Annotated in this window: 16 protein-coding genes; 8 read left to right on the top strand and 8 right to left on the bottom strand. The window is 40.3% G+C overall.

Annotated features, from left to right (window positions below; genetic code table 11):
* Positions 1–6: 6 nt before the first annotated feature.
* Together J4E76_RS17285 and J4E76_RS17280 are read left to right on the top strand one after the other, a co-directional pair.
* Positions 7–1,374 (top strand): ABC transporter permease, encoded by a 1,368-nt coding sequence (locus J4E76_RS17285; protein WP_208506034.1) that lies wholly within the window; start codon positions 7–9, stop codon positions 1,372–1,374.
* A gap of 10 nt (positions 1,375–1,384) precedes the next feature.
* On the top strand, positions 1,385–2,905 hold the full coding sequence (locus tag J4E76_RS17280; protein WP_208506033.1) for a TolC family protein: 1,521 nt from the start codon (positions 1,385–1,387) through the stop codon (positions 2,903–2,905).
* A gap of 48 nt (positions 2,906–2,953) precedes the next feature.
* Here the strand turns inward: J4E76_RS17280 and purB are convergent, their stop codons facing one another.
* Complete coding sequence (purB, locus tag J4E76_RS17275) at positions 2,954–4,297, bottom strand: adenylosuccinate lyase (protein ID WP_208506032.1); 1,344 nt, start codon at positions 4,295–4,297, stop codon at positions 2,954–2,956.
* 205 nt (positions 4,298–4,502) lie between these two features.
* Between purB and J4E76_RS17270 the strand changes: the two genes are divergently transcribed.
* The 4 genes from J4E76_RS17270 (at position 4,503) to J4E76_RS17255 (ending at position 8,772) form a co-directional block, all read left to right on the top strand.
* The gene (locus J4E76_RS17270) at positions 4,503–5,591 is read left to right on the top strand and encodes a ferredoxin--NADP reductase (protein WP_208506031.1); all 1,089 of its coding nucleotides are present in this window, start codon (positions 4,503–4,505) and stop codon (positions 5,589–5,591) included.
* Positions 5,592–5,732: 141 nt separating this feature from the next.
* On the top strand, positions 5,733–7,004 hold the full coding sequence (gene egtB, locus J4E76_RS17265; RefSeq protein WP_208506030.1) for an ergothioneine biosynthesis protein EgtB: 1,272 nt from the start codon (positions 5,733–5,735) through the stop codon (positions 7,002–7,004).
* 1 nt (position 7,005) lies between these two features.
* Positions 7,006–7,971 (top strand): L-histidine N(alpha)-methyltransferase, encoded by a 966-nt coding sequence (egtD, locus tag J4E76_RS17260; protein WP_208506029.1) that lies wholly within the window; start codon positions 7,006–7,008, stop codon positions 7,969–7,971.
* Positions 7,972–8,010: 39 nt separating this feature from the next.
* Positions 8,011–8,772, top strand: a complete 762-nt coding sequence (locus tag J4E76_RS17255) for an esterase family protein (RefSeq protein ID WP_208506028.1) — start codon at positions 8,011–8,013, stop codon at positions 8,770–8,772.
* On the opposite strand, the gene paaD is transcribed toward J4E76_RS17255, so the two are convergent.
* The 5 genes from paaD to J4E76_RS17230 are packed head-to-tail and all read right to left on the bottom strand — an operon-like array spanning position 8,769 to position 12,218.
* Complete coding sequence (gene paaD, locus J4E76_RS17250) at positions 8,769–9,257, bottom strand: 1,2-phenylacetyl-CoA epoxidase subunit PaaD (RefSeq protein WP_208506027.1); 489 nt, start codon at positions 9,255–9,257, stop codon at positions 8,769–8,771. The two genes, J4E76_RS17255 and paaD, sit on opposite strands and share 4 nt — an antisense overlap.
* Before the next feature lie 11 nt (positions 9,258–9,268).
* Entirely contained in the window at positions 9,269–10,024 is a 756-nt protein-coding gene (gene paaC, locus J4E76_RS17245; protein ID WP_208506026.1) for a 1,2-phenylacetyl-CoA epoxidase subunit PaaC, read from the bottom strand.
* Positions 10,021–10,641, bottom strand: coding sequence for a phenylacetic acid degradation b (locus J4E76_RS17240; protein ID WP_208506025.1), 621 nt, complete (start codon positions 10,639–10,641; stop codon positions 10,021–10,023). Before J4E76_RS17240 ends, paaC begins: the two co-directional genes overlap by 4 nt.
* Before the next feature lie 5 nt (positions 10,642–10,646).
* A complete protein-coding gene (paaA, locus tag J4E76_RS17235; RefSeq protein WP_208506024.1) occupies positions 10,647–11,633 on the bottom strand; it encodes a 1,2-phenylacetyl-CoA epoxidase subunit PaaA in 987 nt (328 codons plus the stop codon).
* A gap of 3 nt (positions 11,634–11,636) precedes the next feature.
* On the bottom strand, positions 11,637–12,218 hold the full coding sequence (locus tag J4E76_RS17230; protein ID WP_208506023.1) for a TetR/AcrR family transcriptional regulator: 582 nt from the start codon (positions 12,216–12,218) through the stop codon (positions 11,637–11,639).
* Between the two features lie 67 nt (positions 12,219–12,285).
* On the opposite strand from J4E76_RS17230, the gene J4E76_RS17225 reads away from it, so the two are divergent.
* Positions 12,286–12,789 carry a hypothetical protein gene (locus J4E76_RS17225; RefSeq protein ID WP_208506022.1) on the top strand — a complete coding sequence of 168 codons (504 nt, stop codon included), beginning with the start codon at positions 12,286–12,288 and terminating at the stop codon, positions 12,787–12,789.
* 146 nt (positions 12,790–12,935) lie between these two features.
* Positions 12,936–14,102, top strand: coding sequence for a DUF4221 family protein (locus J4E76_RS17220; protein ID WP_208506021.1), 1,167 nt, complete (start codon positions 12,936–12,938; stop codon positions 14,100–14,102).
* An 87-nt stretch (positions 14,103–14,189) separates the two neighbouring features.
* Here J4E76_RS17220 and J4E76_RS17215 read toward each other — a convergent pair whose 3' ends face one another.
* Positions 14,190–15,137: a hypothetical protein gene (locus J4E76_RS17215; RefSeq protein ID WP_208506020.1), complete on the bottom strand. Its 948-nt coding sequence runs from the start codon at positions 15,135–15,137 to the stop codon at positions 14,190–14,192.
* 111 nt (positions 15,138–15,248) lie between these two features.
* On the bottom strand, positions 15,249–16,124 hold the full coding sequence (locus tag J4E76_RS17210; protein WP_208506019.1) for an outer membrane beta-barrel protein: 876 nt from the start codon (positions 16,122–16,124) through the stop codon (positions 15,249–15,251).
* Positions 16,125–16,144: the final 20 nt, after the last annotated feature.

Genomic DNA, 16,144 nt, shown 5'->3' with positions numbered 1-16,144 from the left:
CTGAACATGAATAAGAAGAGTTTATTGTCCAATTTTTATATCGCAATGGAAGCGGTGATTGCCAACAAGGTGCGTTCGCTGTTGACAGCACTAGGTATAATCTTTGGAGTAGCTGCTGTAATCGCCATGTTAGCGATAGGAAATGGTGCACAGTCCGAGATTCTAGAACAGATAGAATTAGTGGGAGTGAACAACATCATTGTGCAGCCAATGGTTGAGCAAGTAGAGCAGTCTTTGGGTGATGAAGAGGAGGACTCTAAAAAGTTTTCTCCAGGACTTAAGCTTCTTGATGTAGAAAGCATTAGGAAGAGTATTCCCGGCATTAAAAAGATGAGCCCTGAGATACTCTTGGAAACCTATATCATCAAAAATGGGATTAGGAGATCTTCAAAATTGGTAGGTGTCGAGCCTAGCTATTTTGAAGTGGCCAACTTTGAGCTTTATGAGGGCAAAATGTTCTCAGAGAAACAGCTTGAAAAGGGCGCTCCTGTTTGCATCATCGGTAAAGCAATTCAGTCAAAGTTTTTTGCGAGAGAGAATCCTATTGGTAAAAAGATTAAAGTAGGAAGCCAATGGCTTGAAGTTATTGGAGTTTTAAAGGAAAGGTATATCTCTGAAAAAGCGATTTCTAACTTAGGAATCAGGGATTATAACATGGACGTATATACACCTATACAGACCGTACTTATAAGGTATATCAACAGGGACTTAGTAACAGGTTCTGGTCTTAAAAAGAACTTTGGAACTAGCTTCAGGTTTGGTGGTAGAGGAGGTTTCTCAATCACCACGACAGCTGCTTCAGATGATGATAAACCGAGCAATTATCATCAGATAGATAGGTTGGTTGTACAGGTGAGTGAGTCTGTAAAACTGAACCCTACTGCTGATGTAATGGCGAGAATGCTTGAAAGAAGACATTATGGAGTGGTTGATTTTGAAATATCCATTCCTGAGCTACTATTAAAACAACAGCAAAGGACACAAAACATTTTTAATATAGTGCTTGCGGCTATCGCAGCCATATCACTATTAGTAGGAGGTATTGGTATTATGAATATCATGCTGGCTTCGGTACTGGAGCGTATTAAGGAAATTGGATTGAGATTATCGATAGGAGCCAAAAAGAATGATATCATTATGCAGTTTCTTTTCGAAGCTGTCGTTATTTCGGTTACAGGAGGCATAGTTGGGGTAATTCTTGGTGTTGGCTTGGCCTATGCTGTTTCTAGCCTGGCAGATTTCCCAACCCAAATTAGCTTTATGTCAATACTGATTTCATTTGGTGTTGCAGCAACTGTGGGACTAATTTTTGGTATCACTCCCGCAAAAAGGGCAGCCGAACAAGATCCTATTACATCATTAAGACACGAATAATCAAACTCATATGAAAAAGGTCATTTTTCTATCACTGGCGATTTTTTGCCTATCTCAAATATCACTTGCTCAACAAAAAAGAGTATTAACACTTGAAGAAGTTATTGAGTTGGCAAAGGCTAACTCAAGAAGTGCTCAGCTGGCTGAGACAAGAAGAAATGTAGATTACTGGAACTTCAGAGTATATAAGGCTGGTTTACAACCTCAACTACTTTTGAGAGGTACAGTTCCGAGTTATGTAGATAGGGCAATACCGACAACACAAAATAATGGTACTGTTGCTTTTAGAACGGTAAATCAGAATAATTCCGACCTAAGTTTGGGTTTGGAGCAGGTGCTTCCATGGACAAACACTACCGTGTCATTTGAAACTAACATTTCAAGATTCGATAATTACTTAGAAGGGGCTGAGCAAACACTCTATCAAGGAGACCCTGTGGGTATAACTATTACACAGCCATTGTTTACAGTGAATCCTTTTAAATGGGATAAGCAGATTGAACCTTTGAATTATGAGCAATCGAAAAGAGCATATGTTCAAGATATTGAATTGGCTTCGCAAGAGGCGGCTAGAAGATTTTTCCAACTCTTGATCGAGCAGAAGAATTTGGAGATAGCAGAACAGAATAGAGCAGCTAATGACACGATTAACAAAATTCAACAAGGTAGATATAACATTGGCACTACTACGGAAGATGAAGTCTTGAATGCGGAACTCAATTTAATTACGGCTCAGAGTCAGGCTGCCCAAGCTGCCATTGATGTCCAAACTCGAACGCTTGAACTTAGAAACTTTATTGGTTTGACTGACGATGTTGAATTAGAGTTGGTGCCACCTGCTGATGCTCCGGAATTTCAAATAGACTATGATGAAGCTCTGGAATATGCGAAAAAGAATCGTGCTGAGTTTTTGGACTTTCAATTGCAACGCCTGCAGGCTCAACGTACTGTAGCTGAAGCAAGAGCGAGGCGCTTTAATGCCTCATTGAGTGCATCCTTTGGTTATGTTAGTCCTCAAGTTAATGACCTTAGCGGTGTGTACAGTGGTAATAATTTGGCTGCAGGTTCTACCGTTAGACTGAATTTCAACATGCCAATTCTTGATGGTGGAAGGAATAGAGCTCGAATGAATCAAGCTTTAGAAAGTCAAAAAAGGGTCGAATTTAATATAGAACAGAATCAAGTCAACTTTGAGCAAGAGATTGCTAATTCAATTAGAAACTTTGAACAAATTCGAACGCAAATTGAGATTTCCTTGAAAAGGCAAGAAATTGCACAACGAGGATTTGAAGTTACCAATGGCAGATACCTAGCTGGTAAGGTAGGGATACTTGAGCTTAATAATGCTAGAGATACTAAGGACTCAGCTATTCGAAATTATATTGATGCCTTGCGACAGTATTGGAATGCATATTATGAATTGAGAACACTCACATTATACGACTTTAGGGAACGTAGACTTCTATACAACCCGTTACTAGAATATGATCCTAAGTCAGATTCAATGGTAGAAAGAATACAGAATAAATAAGAGACCGGCAGAAAGAAAAGGTCCTTCCGAATTTTGGAAGGACCTTTTTTATTGCCCTGTATAATTAAACGGACTAATTACCCTTAGCTCTGATTTGATCTCTTCCGAGACATTAAGCGTTTCAATAAATTCCTTAATGGTAGCTTCTGTTACTTTTGTATTCTTGCGCGTCAAACCTTTTAGTGCTTCATAAGGTTTTGGATAGCCTTCTCTTCTTAGAATGGTCTGAATAGCCTCAGCTACTACCGCCCAGTTGTCTTCTAAATCTGCATCAATGGCGGCTTGATTGAGTTCCAATTTGTTGATTCCCTTTACTAATGATTTTAGAGCAATTAAGGTGTGACCCAATGGAACCCCCACATTTCTCAGCACTGTAGAATCTGTTAAGTCTCTTTGCAATCTTGAAATGGGGAGTTTCGCTGACAGATGCTCAAATAATGCATTGGCAACCCCAAGGTTACCTTCAGCATTCTCAAAGTCAATCGGGTTGACTTTATGGGGCATCGCTGATGATCCAATTTCTCCTGCTTTGATTTTCTGCTTGAAATAGTTCATTGAGACATACTGCCATACATCTCTAGAGAAGTCAATCAAAATAGTATTGATTCGTTTCAAAGCATCAAACAGCGCTGCCAAGTGATCGTAATGCTCTATTTGCGTAGTAGGATGACTGCGCTTGAGCCCTAAGTACTCGCTGACAAAGTGATCTCCAAACTGAATCCAATCATTTTTAGGGTAGGCTACGTGGTGTGCATTGAAATTACCAGTCGCCCCGCCAAACTTTGCGGCAAATGGTACATCTCCTAACTGAACCAACTGCTCATCAATTCTGGCGCTGAAAACCTCCATTTCTTTACCAAGTCTTGTTGGAGAGGCTGGTTGCCCATGTGTTTTGGCAAGCATGGAGACATTCGCCCAAACCTCCGCCATATTTTTGATCAATGCATTCACCTCCAACAAAGCAGGTTCAATTACCTCATGAAGACCTCGTTTTAAGGTCAATGGAACGGAAGTATTGTTAATGTCTTGAGAGGTAAGGCCGAAATGAATAAACTCTTTATAATCGTTTAGCCCTAGCTGGTCGAATTTTTCCTTAATGAAATATTCAACTGCCTTGACATCATGATTGGTTGTTTTTTCAATCTCTTTGATAGAAGTAGCATCCGACTCAGAGAAATCTCTGTAAATAGCTCTTAAGGAGTCAAAGAGTTCATGATCTACCAATTCTAACTGAGGTATAGGCATTTCACACAGCGCTATGAAGTACTCAATTTCTACTTCTACCCTGTATTTGATTAGTGCAAATTCTGAAAAGTAGGCACCAAGTGACGAGGTGACTCTGCGGTATCTACCATCTACAGGCGAGATGGCGGTAAGGCTATTCAATTCCATTAAATCCGATTCATTTCTGAGAAAGGCCAAAGATACAAAATCAATAGAGTACTACTACCCATTGATGATGCTAATGCTCTTAAGATCACTTCCTTTCTTGTGATATAGTCCTTACTTTTGCGTGATCAAAAAGTGGTGATGGTATTAAACTAATACTGGCCCTTAAGAGTTAAGCAAAGAGTATTTGAATTTTAGAATTTAGACTATGGCGTTCGGCTTATTTAAGAAGAAAGAAAACAAGGTTCCAGAAGTGAAGACAGGCTTTTTAAACCTTAAAGTGAAGGAGGTAATTCGTGAGACAGAAGACGCTGTAAGTATCCATTTCGAACAACCAGAAGACGGTACACTTTCCTATAAATCAGGCCAGTTTTTGACGGTTGTTGCAAATGTTAATGGAAAAGAGGAGAGAAGAGCATATTCTCTTTGTTCATCTCCATTTGTTGATGCTTACCCAGCTGTTGCTGTTAAGAGAGTTGAAGGAGGAATAGTATCGAATTATCTGAATGATTCGGTAAGTGCTGGAGATATAGTGAAACTCATGGAGCCAAATGGCAACTTTACCACGGAGTTTACTTCTTCAAATGAAAGGCATGTAGTACTCTTTGGTGGAGGAAGTGGTATTACACCCCTTATGTCGATTGCTAAATCGACTTTAGATCAAGAGCCTAATTCAAAAGTGACTTTGGTCTACGCCAACCGAAACAAAGAGAGTATCATCTTTAATGAGGCAATTAAAGAAATGAGCGCTGACGATCGGTTTGATGTCATTCATGTGCTTGAAGCCGTCACTAGCGAATTCGAATGTCATGAAGGTTATCTGAGTCAAGATATCATAGGTGATGTCTTAAAGAGCATAGAAATAGGTAAAGCGGAAATCTTTATCTGTGGACCAACTCCAATGATGGACCTAACCCTCTCATCCCTTTCATCATTAGGCATACCAGACAGTCAGGTGAGAAAAGAGAGCTTTGTTTCAGCTGCTGCTACAAAGGAAGAAAATGTCAATGATGGGGAGTTGGTCGCGCGCGAGGTCACTATTATCTATGATGGCGATGAGTACAAATACACTGTTGAACCAAACGAGACGATTTTAGAGAAAGGCCTGGATGAAGATGTTGATTTACCTTTCTCTTGTCAAAGCGGGCTTTGTACAGCTTGTAGAGGTAAATGCCTAACAGGAAAGGTCAAGATGGATGAAGACGAGGGTCTGTCCGAGGCAGAAATTAACGAAGGATATGTATTACCATGTGTAAGTCACCCTCTCACCGATGACGTGGTCATCGAAATAGGCTAATCCCGAAAAAAGAAAGTTTGAGCCCGAAGATATTCTTCGGGCTTTTTTTGTCCCCAAAGTTGTAACACATCCGACATAGATATATCTAAGGCATAGTAAGTGATTTTTGCCTTTTAGGCATATTTTCATTAAATCAGAAAAATGAAGCTGAAGGAGCAGATTACAATAAACAACGAGGCACTCCTCTCACAATACCAAGAGGTAAGACGCATCACTGAAGAGGTGTGCGAACCTCTTCAGCCAGAGGATTTTGTCGTACAACCCGTGGTAGATGTGAGCCCACCAAAGTGGCATTTGGCGCATACGACTTGGTTCTTCGAGAATTTTATCCTTAAAAACCACCTCACGGATTACAAACCCTTTGACAAGGACTATCACTTTCTTTTCAATAGTTATTATGAAACAGAAGGGGACCGTTGGGTTAGGTCAGAAAGAGGTGCTTTGACCAGGCCTTGGGTTAATGAGATTATGGCTTATCGCAAATATGTAGATGACCATATGAAGCATTTTCTACAAGAAGAGAAGCTAAATGATGATCTAGTTTCAGTGCTGACCATTGGTATCCATCACGAACAGCAACACCAGGAATTGCTAGTATATGATATCAAGCATATACTTGGTATTAACCCCCTTTTTCCGACTTATAAACCTTTTAGCGACACCCAGACAAAGCCCAGCCTTAAAGAAAACTATTTGAAGGTTGAAGAAGGTATCTACGATATTGGCTATGAAGGAACTGATTTCCATTTTGACAATGAGGAAGGTAGACACAAAGTTTTCCTACATGAATATCAAGTCTTAGACAGACTGATCACAGCTGGCGAGTTCATTGAGTTTATAGAAGCAGGTGGTTATGAAGATCATAATTATTGGCTTATGGAAGGATTTGAATGGGCGAAAAAGGAGGCTATAAAAGCACCTTTTTACTGGTTCAAAGAAGACGGAGTTTGGAAGCACTACACACTTTCTGGACTTGAAAATGTCAATCCGAATGAACCTATTACACATGTTAACTTTTATGAGGCAGATGCTTTTGCCAAGTGGAAAGGCAAGAGGCTTCCTACCGAATTTGAATGGGAGGTAGCTTGTCAAAAACATCAACCAGATATCCCTGAAGCTGCGAATTTCCTAGATAAGAGACATTTCAGAACAATGCCTCGTGTTGGCAATGATTATCAGTTTTACGGAGATGTTTGGGAATGGACCAATAGTGCCTATCAGCCTTACCCTTTCTATCAAAAAGTTGAAGGCGCATTGGGAGAGTATAATGGCAAATTCATGGTTAATCAAATGGTCTTAAGAGGAGGGTCCTATGCCACAATGAGGAACCACATTAGACCTACTTATCGAAACTTTTTTCACCCCCATTTACGTTGGCAGTTCACCGGCTTAAGACTAGCGGAGACATTATAGTATGAGTGAGACAAAAGAGGCGCTAAATGCCTTTGCAATTGACATAAAAAGAGGACTTCAATCATCACCGAAGAGCTTGCCCTCAATGTATTTTTATGATGAGACGGGGGATGCCCTATTCCAGAAAATCATGGACCTGGATGAGTATTACCTTACCAGAGCGGAGTTTGAAATATTTGTTCGCCAAAAGGAGGAAATACTTGACGCCTTTTTAGGAGATGATCAAACCTTCCGGTTAGTGGAGCTAGGTGCCGGAGATGGTACCAAAACAAAAGTTTTGTTAGCACACTTCTTGAACAAGGCCATTTCCTTTACCTATTCTCCAATAGACATTTCTGGAAATGTATTGGATCAATTAAAAGAAGACCTCAATGGAGAGTTGCCTTCATTGAAAGTTGAGCCCATTGTTGGTGAGTACTTTTCAGCCTTGGAAGACTTAGCTTCCAATGACTCTTCGAAAGAGGTTGTATTGTTTCTTGGCTCCAATATTGGAAATTTTGACAGAGCTGCCGGAGTCAGCTTTTTGACTCATGTGGGAGAAAATCTTTCATCAGGAGATCTATTGCTTATTGGTTTTGATCTGATGAAAAACCCTCAGAAAGTACTATCCGCCTATAATGATAAGGAAGGTGTTACTAAGGCTTTCAACCTAAATTTACTGACCAGGATTAATAATGAACTGGGGGCGAATTTCAATATTGACAACTTCGATCATTTTCCAACATATGACCCGTTAACCGGAGAAACTAAGAGCCATATCGTCTCAAAGAAGGAACAAACAGTATACATCGAAGCCTTAGACGAGTCGTTTTCTTTCGATGCTTGGGAAGCCATTCACACGGAGGTATCACAGAAATATTCTCATAAGATGATACAAGAATATGCCGAAGAAGCCGGTTTTGAGATCGTAAGAAATTTCATCGATTCCAACCAGTACTTTGTGGACTCGCTTTGGCGAAAGCGATAGGAGTGTAACTAATCAATACTTTCTTCGTTGACTTTCTCGATGAAGAACTATTTGATTGTCATTCTCGCGCTAAGTTTCTCTACCTCATTTTCCAAGACTCCAGAACTTCAAGGGTCATTAAGTGAAAACCTGCTTATAACAAGCAATGTACTTGGTTATGACTTGTGGTATCGAGTTTATACACCACCCAACTATGATGAGCTTTCTGACGTACCCGTAATCTACTTAACGGATGGTCAGTGGTATATTCAGAATGGAAGAATGCACGAAGAAATTGACTTCTTAATTTCTCAAGGCAAAATCAAACCCATTGTAGCTGTATTTGTAGATAATAGAGATCCACATAACCTAAGAGATAACCGAAGGGTCAAACAATTCTTAGGCTACGATAACTATGTGGAGTTTTACAAAAAGGAGTTGGTACCTCATATAGAGGAAAGTTATAAAGTGAGCACTCGCCAATTAGATAGGGCCATTATGGGGCTGTCTTTTGGTGGTTTGAACGCTACCTATTTTGGTGCTAAGGCTTCAGATATATTTCACATGTTGGGTATTCAATCTCCGGCTTTGCATCCAGTACCCGATATATATAGGTACTATGAAATGAGGAAGCCTCTGCCTGTAAAAATCTTCCTTAGTACAGGATCCACAAACGATACTGAGGTTCATGCCCGAAGACTCAAAGAGAGCTTAGAACTAAAGAAGTACGAGTTTAAATACATCGAGGTAGATGAAGGACATAACTGGAGAAATTGGCAGCCACTGCTTGATGACGCACTTATCTATTTCTTCGGAACCTAGATTGGTTTGAACTGTTCGAATGCCTGTAGGCAACTGTGACAATAGTGCATAGAACGACAGAGGGTAGGACCGAAAGGAGTTTTCATTTCAGTGTTTTCGCTTCCACAATGAGGGCAATTGGCCCTTTCAATGATGTCAATGTCAACAATCATGTCATGCTGTGGAGGAGGGGCAAGCCCAAAGTCTTTCAAAGCCTTTCTACCCTTTTCGGAAATCATATTTGAGTTCCACTGGGTTTTGAAAGATATGTTCACATCATAGTCAGAGACACCTCTTTTTTCCAAAACATCAAGGACATCCTGTTTCATTACATCCATAGCTGGGCAGCCAGTAAAGGTGGGAGTCATGTCAACGGTAACCTTTCCTTGATGATCAATATCAATTCCAGTAATAACGCCTAGATCATTTAAGGAAAGAACAGGTATTTCAGGGTCCTTAACCTCATCGAGCCACTCTTTGACAATATCGTTAGTAAGACCTTTCACCTGTTATTCAATTACCAGTCTGCTGTAGGGTCTACTTTAAATACTTCTGACATTTCGTCCAACAATGGCTGAAGATGCTCGGTGTGACTTCCATATCTACCGCCAAAAACAGGAGTTATGCTTTCCATATCTGGCAATGTCAAACGAGTCTCAGATATGACCTCTGTAGTGGCATTCTTCCAAAGCGCTTTAAGTGCTTCTTCTCCTGCAAAGATTCCAGTATCGATCAGTTCTTGCTCAAATTTTGAAACTTCGAAGAGGCCAAAGGCATACGGCATGGCCTCATCTAAGGAACCCTGAAGTCTAGAAATACTCTCCTCTGTAGCTGAACCTAGCTGCTTAATCCAAATTTTGGCATGCATGCTGTGGTACTTGGTCTCGCCTTTGATTTTCTTGGCCAGGTTGGCCAAAGGCTCAAAGCTCGATTCAGAGAGCATTTGGAAACGAATTAATTCGGCTGTATCGAATAGAAAGTGCCTGATAAGACTGAAATCATATTCGCCATTAGGTAATTCAACGAATTGCGAATTATGAAACTGGTCTGCGTTTCTCATGAATGCCACTATGTCGGGATCAGATTCACCCAGTTCGTTCAGGATTTTATAAAGCTGCCAGCTTTGGCCAACTTTGTCCTGTGCCATAGAAGAAAAGGCAATGTCTTCTTCTAGTAGAGGACCAAAACCTGTCCATTCAGAATTTCTGTGACCAAGGATCAACTGATCATCGGCCATCTTGTACAATAGGTCTTTGATTGCTTCTTGATTCATCCTTGAGCTTGTTCTTCTTTAAACGCTTTTATTTTATCCGCTGCCCTATAATCAATGGCATCGCGGTATTTTTTTTCCTTCAACGTATTCCAAATGTCTACATCTTCTTCGTCAGACATTAAAATATTTTCTGATTTGGTAATCCAAACGTTGAGTACTGGTTTATCTCTAGAGTAAGTCTCCTTGGCCGCTAACAGACCATCTTCAAAATCTTTGGCTTGTACATTACCAATGTACTTATGCTGTTTTCCACGCTTTAAAAGATGAAATACTTCAAACGACTCAGAAGTCTCACCAGAGTAGTTGCCTTCCAAAGTGTCATAAACATCTTGTCCGTTGTCGGTGAATTCAGTTACCTGAATTAGTTCTGTCTTTACCACGCAAAGCGCATTGCAGAACATACCTCGTCTACTGAACTGTTCTTTGGCAAAAAGAAAGGCCATTTCCTCGTTAGGTGCATGAACGATTCCTGCATGTTCGAAGGGCTTACCTTCCTTCGTTTGAACAAACGCCTGATAGGTTTCAAACTGGTCCAATTGCTCTTTGCTAGCCATTGGAGCTTCGAACTCTTCTGGCAATGCCAATCTGTTTACTCTTGGGTCGAGTGATTTTAACATGGTGCTTATGCTAGTGGGGTAACGTATTTGGCTTGTGGTGCTAAGAGTGCTTGTCTCACCCAACGGCCTCTTTCTTCAGCCATTCTTCTTACTGCGAGACGTTCCTTATTGCAAGGCCCATCCCCATTGATTACTCTCTTAAACTCTTCCCAATCAGGCTCAGTAAACTCCCAAGTGCCTGTAGCCTCATTCTTTTTCAGGTTTTCATCAGGAATAGTCAATCCTAGCTCCCAAATTTTAGGCACATACATATCTAAGAACTGCTGACGACACTCGTCATTAGAAGCCATCTTAACTTTCCAACGCATTAAGATTTCTGAGTGGACAGAAATCTTGTCCGAAGGACCAAAGAAGTGCATCATAGGTGCCCACCATCTATTGACAGCAGCTTGCATCATTTCACGCTGTGTCTTGGTACCCGTTGCCAAGTGGATCACGCAGTGGTGCCCATACTTTAAATGGAAAGACTCTTCAGCACAGATACGCTCTAGTGCACGGCAATATGGTCCGTAGCTTCCTTTAGAATTGGCCAATTGGTTAACAATAGCTCCTGCATCTACCAGCCAAGAAATAAAGCATGAGTCTGCCCATGTGAAGGCAGGGTAGTTGAAAATGTTGGAATACTTTGACTTACCAGAAATCAAGTCTTCAATCATTTGCTCTCTGGGTTTGCCGAGTGTTTCGGCAGCAGAGTAAAGCAATTGTGCATGACCTACTTCATCTTGCACTTTGGCCATCAAGGCCAATTTTCTTTTGAAGCCTGGTGCCCTTGTGATCCAAGTACCTTCAGGTAGCGCACCGATAATTTCAGAGTGACCATGCTGCTCAATCATACGGATTAGCTGCTTTCTATAAAGCTGTGGCATCCAATCGGTAGGTTCAATTTTTTCGCCTCGATCAATTCGAGCTTCAAATTCCGCTAATTTGATCGGATCTTCCTCGGCCAAAGCCGTGGCTTTCATTGTTTCAAATACGTTTCCACCTCCGTACATATCTTATTTTTTTAAGCCGTTTAAAACTAAGTTCGAGAGTTTAACACCCACTTCTTCCGGTGTAAGAGAACCCTCTGGTTTGTACCAATTATGTGTCCAGTTTAAAGAGGACAGAATGGTCAGCATTGTAAATTTTTCGTCCACTACTTCGAACTCGCCAGAAGCAATACCATCTTTTATGATTTGGATAAATCTGCCTTCATAGTCATCGCGCATGGCCAAGAAATCACCGAGATAGGGCTCACTTAGATGACGCCATTCGTTAAAGAATACGGCAGATGCATCAGTATTTCTAGTTATCACCTTTACATGTGCGATGGCTGCCTTATTCATTTTGGCTGCAGCGCTGTTTTGCTCCGACTCAACACCTTTCCAAGCCTCAAAAAATTCATCCGCCATGCGAAAACATATTTTTTGAAGAATTTCTTCTTTAGATTTGATGTGAGAATAGAGACTAGCAGCTTCTATACCGAGTACTTGAGCAAGATCTCTCATGGAAGTTGCCGCATAACCTCTTTCTCTAAAAAGGGTTGTAGCCTTTTCCTCGATCTGCTGCTTACGATTCTTTTTGACTAGAATTTCCATTCATTCAAAGGTAAGCATACTAACGTTCGTTAGCAAATTATTGTTTTGACCAATATTGACTAAATATATGAAACTGAGCGACTCCGATTTCGACAAAACGAAGTTTATAAAATCTTTAGAATCAATCGTGTATCTTTTTCTTGTCCTACCCTTGGTGGCTTTTGGCTGGGTTTTTTTAGAAAAGGAGAAGGTAGGAGGGCTTAGAGCTACTTTTTTTGAGAATACCGATGTAATGTTTCATAGTGTGATGGCTATTGGAATTGGCTACATTCTAATGAGAACTACTGCTACCTGGAAAAGAGATATTCTAAGGGCCTTAGACAAAACTCAGGAGTTGGATGCAAAGATGTCGGCCGTGCGCAAGCCGATTATTTACAGGAATCTAATGTGGGCCATGGGTGCGGGTATTGGCGCTTATGGTCTATATGAGAAAGGTGATATGGTGTATGCCTTAGTATTTACCGTATTCTTATTGCTTATCACTTCTAATCGACCTAGTGAACGTTACTTTGTCAAATTTTTTAGCCTCAAAGGCGAGGAAAAGGATTGGATGTTGAAGTCCAAGAACTAGGTACGCCTTCGGATCTTAATTCTTTATTTATCTCTTAGACATATTCAACCAATTGGTGTTTGAACGAGATTCTGTATGTCAATTAGTTTTATTTAGATGTAATAATTATATTGAAAATTAATTAATTATAATTAATACCCTGCTTAGTGCTTGCTATTAGGTATAATGTATTTAGTGGAGTCAATGTATTCCCCTTGATCCTTTTCTGCTTTTCTGGATGTTCTGTTAAGAATGCCGAAGTAGAGAAGGATTTTGTTTTTTCAAAAAAAATGGAGGTGATCGATTCTCTAAGGATTAGCCTGCCATCAGATATCAGAGATCCGGATTATGAAGTTGCGGTTTTCTGGTCATATGATGACAACGGGTTTAGCTTTTTGACAGAAATGGAAGAACCGATAATGCACTTGAATCGCTACGATTTCAAAAATGAAACATGGTCAAGACATCGATTAAATAGAGATGGCCCCAATCAAGTCTATAGTAAGGGAGGATTCAAAATTGTTGGAGATAGTACAATGTTTTATTTTCCAATAGTAGGGAATCAGATAATAGAATTAGACCGAAGTGCACAAGTTTTGAGTTCACACAATTTTTCTCCCAGTGGGCTTGAGAATTATAATGGGCTGAATAAAAACCCTGAATTACTACGCATAAATGATCAGGTCTACTTTGATCTAACCGAGTACTATTCGCTTAGGGATAAATCTACATTTAAGAAATCTTATTTGATTGGGAGATTTGACTTGAGGAAGAAAAGGTTTGAGAAGATGGTTCGATTTCCTGAAGAATTTCATGGTACGACCTGGTCGACAAATGACTCTGATAGAAGTAGCGTATTTGCAAAGGGTAAAATTTATATGAATTTCACCAAGTCTCCATATGTCTATGAATACAATTTGCAGGGAGAATTACTGAATAAAAAATACGTTGGTACCAAGAAGATACGAGATGCTGGAACGCGGTCTGACAGTAGAGAGATCAATGCACTCAGGCAACAGAACAACGGATACTATCATAAACTCATTTACGATAAATGGAGAAATGTATTCTATAGAATCGGAGTTTACTTTGATACAGATCGCGAAATTAAGGATATGCAAGATATGGTCGAATTGGCCTCCAAAAGGACATTGGCCATTCTTATTCTCAATGAAGATTTAGAGTTGATCGGGCTCACTGAGTTTCCAATCAAAACAAGGATTTCTGAAAACTATTATTTTGTTAACGAGGATGGTTTGTATCTCAAGTATTACGGGAAAGGGCCTTCAGAAGAAGTTCTCGATTTTTACAGATTGGGTCTAGCAGATTTGTGAAAGTCGTTTTATCCAAATTAGGTACGTCCAAATAAAAAAGGCTTCAACAATAAACTGTTGAAGCCTTTTTTGGAGTGTATCTGTTTATCAGAATATGACACCAATACTCACTGGGTTGAGTTGAGGACCTCTGCCATCTTCGAAGAGTTCGTTCATGTCATAATTCACAAACATATCGAACCCGTCTATTCCCAATTGCAGTCTAAGACCATACCTAAAGTCATTCAGAAAGAAACCACCCTTGTCCTTTACTTTGTCTCTACCACCATCATCTTTAAAGATGTATTTCGCTTTGTTACTCAAGCGAAGGCCGACATATGGTCCAACACCTATCCTAAAGCCTTTCTTCGAGCTCACTGCGATTCTTACATCGTCTTCCTCATAAACTCTAACGAGCCTTTTGCCACGGCCAAAGTCAAACATAGGGACAGCTGTAAAACTTAGATAAGTAACTTTTAGTTTACTCTTGATAGCACTATTGATCGTAAGATCTTCAACAAAATTAAGCTGTCCACCATTTGGGTCTAACCTCGTAGCAGCATTTTCAAACTTATAGTTGTACCAGGTGAGTCCTGCACCCCAGTCTAGATATAGAGGGCCTGAGACATACGAAACGTGGTTCCAGCTCAGACCAACAAAGGTTGAGCCAATAGGTTTTACCTGATAGAGATCGCTCGATGATGGGAATTCTCCATCATTTAAAAGGTTGGCTAGACCATACTCAAAATTGAGTCCCTTAAGTGTACCGTGATCATGTTGCTCATAGTATTCTACATTTCTTGATCTCCTTCTTCTACTTCTCCAATCTCTATCCCAGTCGTCTTCTATTTCTAGATCGATGCCCAGGAATCCAAACCTCAAATAGAAGTCATTGTCTGAAATGTATAGGCTGTTGCTCTCATACTTTGGAATGCTAACGATGGTATCTAGTCGTTCAAAGTCATTATATCTACCCCAGCGCCATTGGGCATCCACCGTTTGAGCTGAAAAGCTCGCTATGATGCAAATGAGTAATATTCTGTATATGTGTTTCATATGTCTGAATTTTTTGTTGGCAAGACTTGACCTTCATTGGTTGATATGCTCCTACCTAAGTATGAGATATCAACCAATGGGTCTTGCCATTTTGAGTTATTGAAATGTTGTTTAAAAGATTACTCCGAAAGTGACAGGGTTTAGCCTAGGGGCGTTCACGTCATCTTCGAATAATTCTGTAAGATCATAGTTGAAAAAGAGATCAAAGAAATCCCAACCTACGGTGGCTCTTACACCATATCTGAATGGGTTGATAAACCAGTTATCCTTGATTTTCTCTTTTTGCTTATCACCTTCGGCATCATCGTATTTATACTTGGCATGTGCTCCAATTCTGTAACCTGCATATCCCCCTAATCCTATTCTAAATGATCTGTATCGCCCGAAAGAAATGGTCGGTACAAAGTGGAGGTTGATATGACTCATGCTAAGTTTGCTCTTTCTACCGGAGATGTTAGCGTCTTCGGTAAGTGTGATGTCATTTGCTCCTTTTTGCAGTCTCACACGTGTATTCTCAAAGCTGAAGTCTTGAATACTTACTCCTGCTCCCCAGTCTAGGTAAAGTGGACCGAATACATGGGTGACATTGTCAAAATTTAGTCCAGCATACCATGATGTAAGCGGCTGAAGGCTTAGTAATGAGTTGCTATTGGGCAAGTCACCATCTTGTAGGTAGTTATTAAGTCCCAAGTATACATTGACAAAGTTTTCCGTTCCTCTTCTCGGGTAATATTTGTCGATTCCCCATTCTCTATCCCAGAAGCCATTGATTCGTCTGCCCCTTCGGCTTCTTCGAGTGATTGAGATATCCGTATCTCTGTTTTTATACTCCTCTTTGTATAGGTCCTCTGTTTTCCAGTCCGTGACCTCTGTCAAAACAGAGAGTCTTTCCAGGGATGTATTAATCACCTGATCTTGTGCATTAACTTCACTCAGGCTGAATGCGACCAACATTAGCACCATGGTGAGTTTAGAGATAGTTTTCATTTTTATAGATTTTGAGTTAT

The sequence above is a fragment of the Roseivirga sp. E12 genome, from assembly GCF_017592825.1.
Classification (GTDB): domain Bacteria; phylum Bacteroidota; class Bacteroidia; order Cytophagales; family Cyclobacteriaceae; genus Roseivirga.
This window is presented reverse-complemented; position numbering and strand designations above follow the sequence as displayed.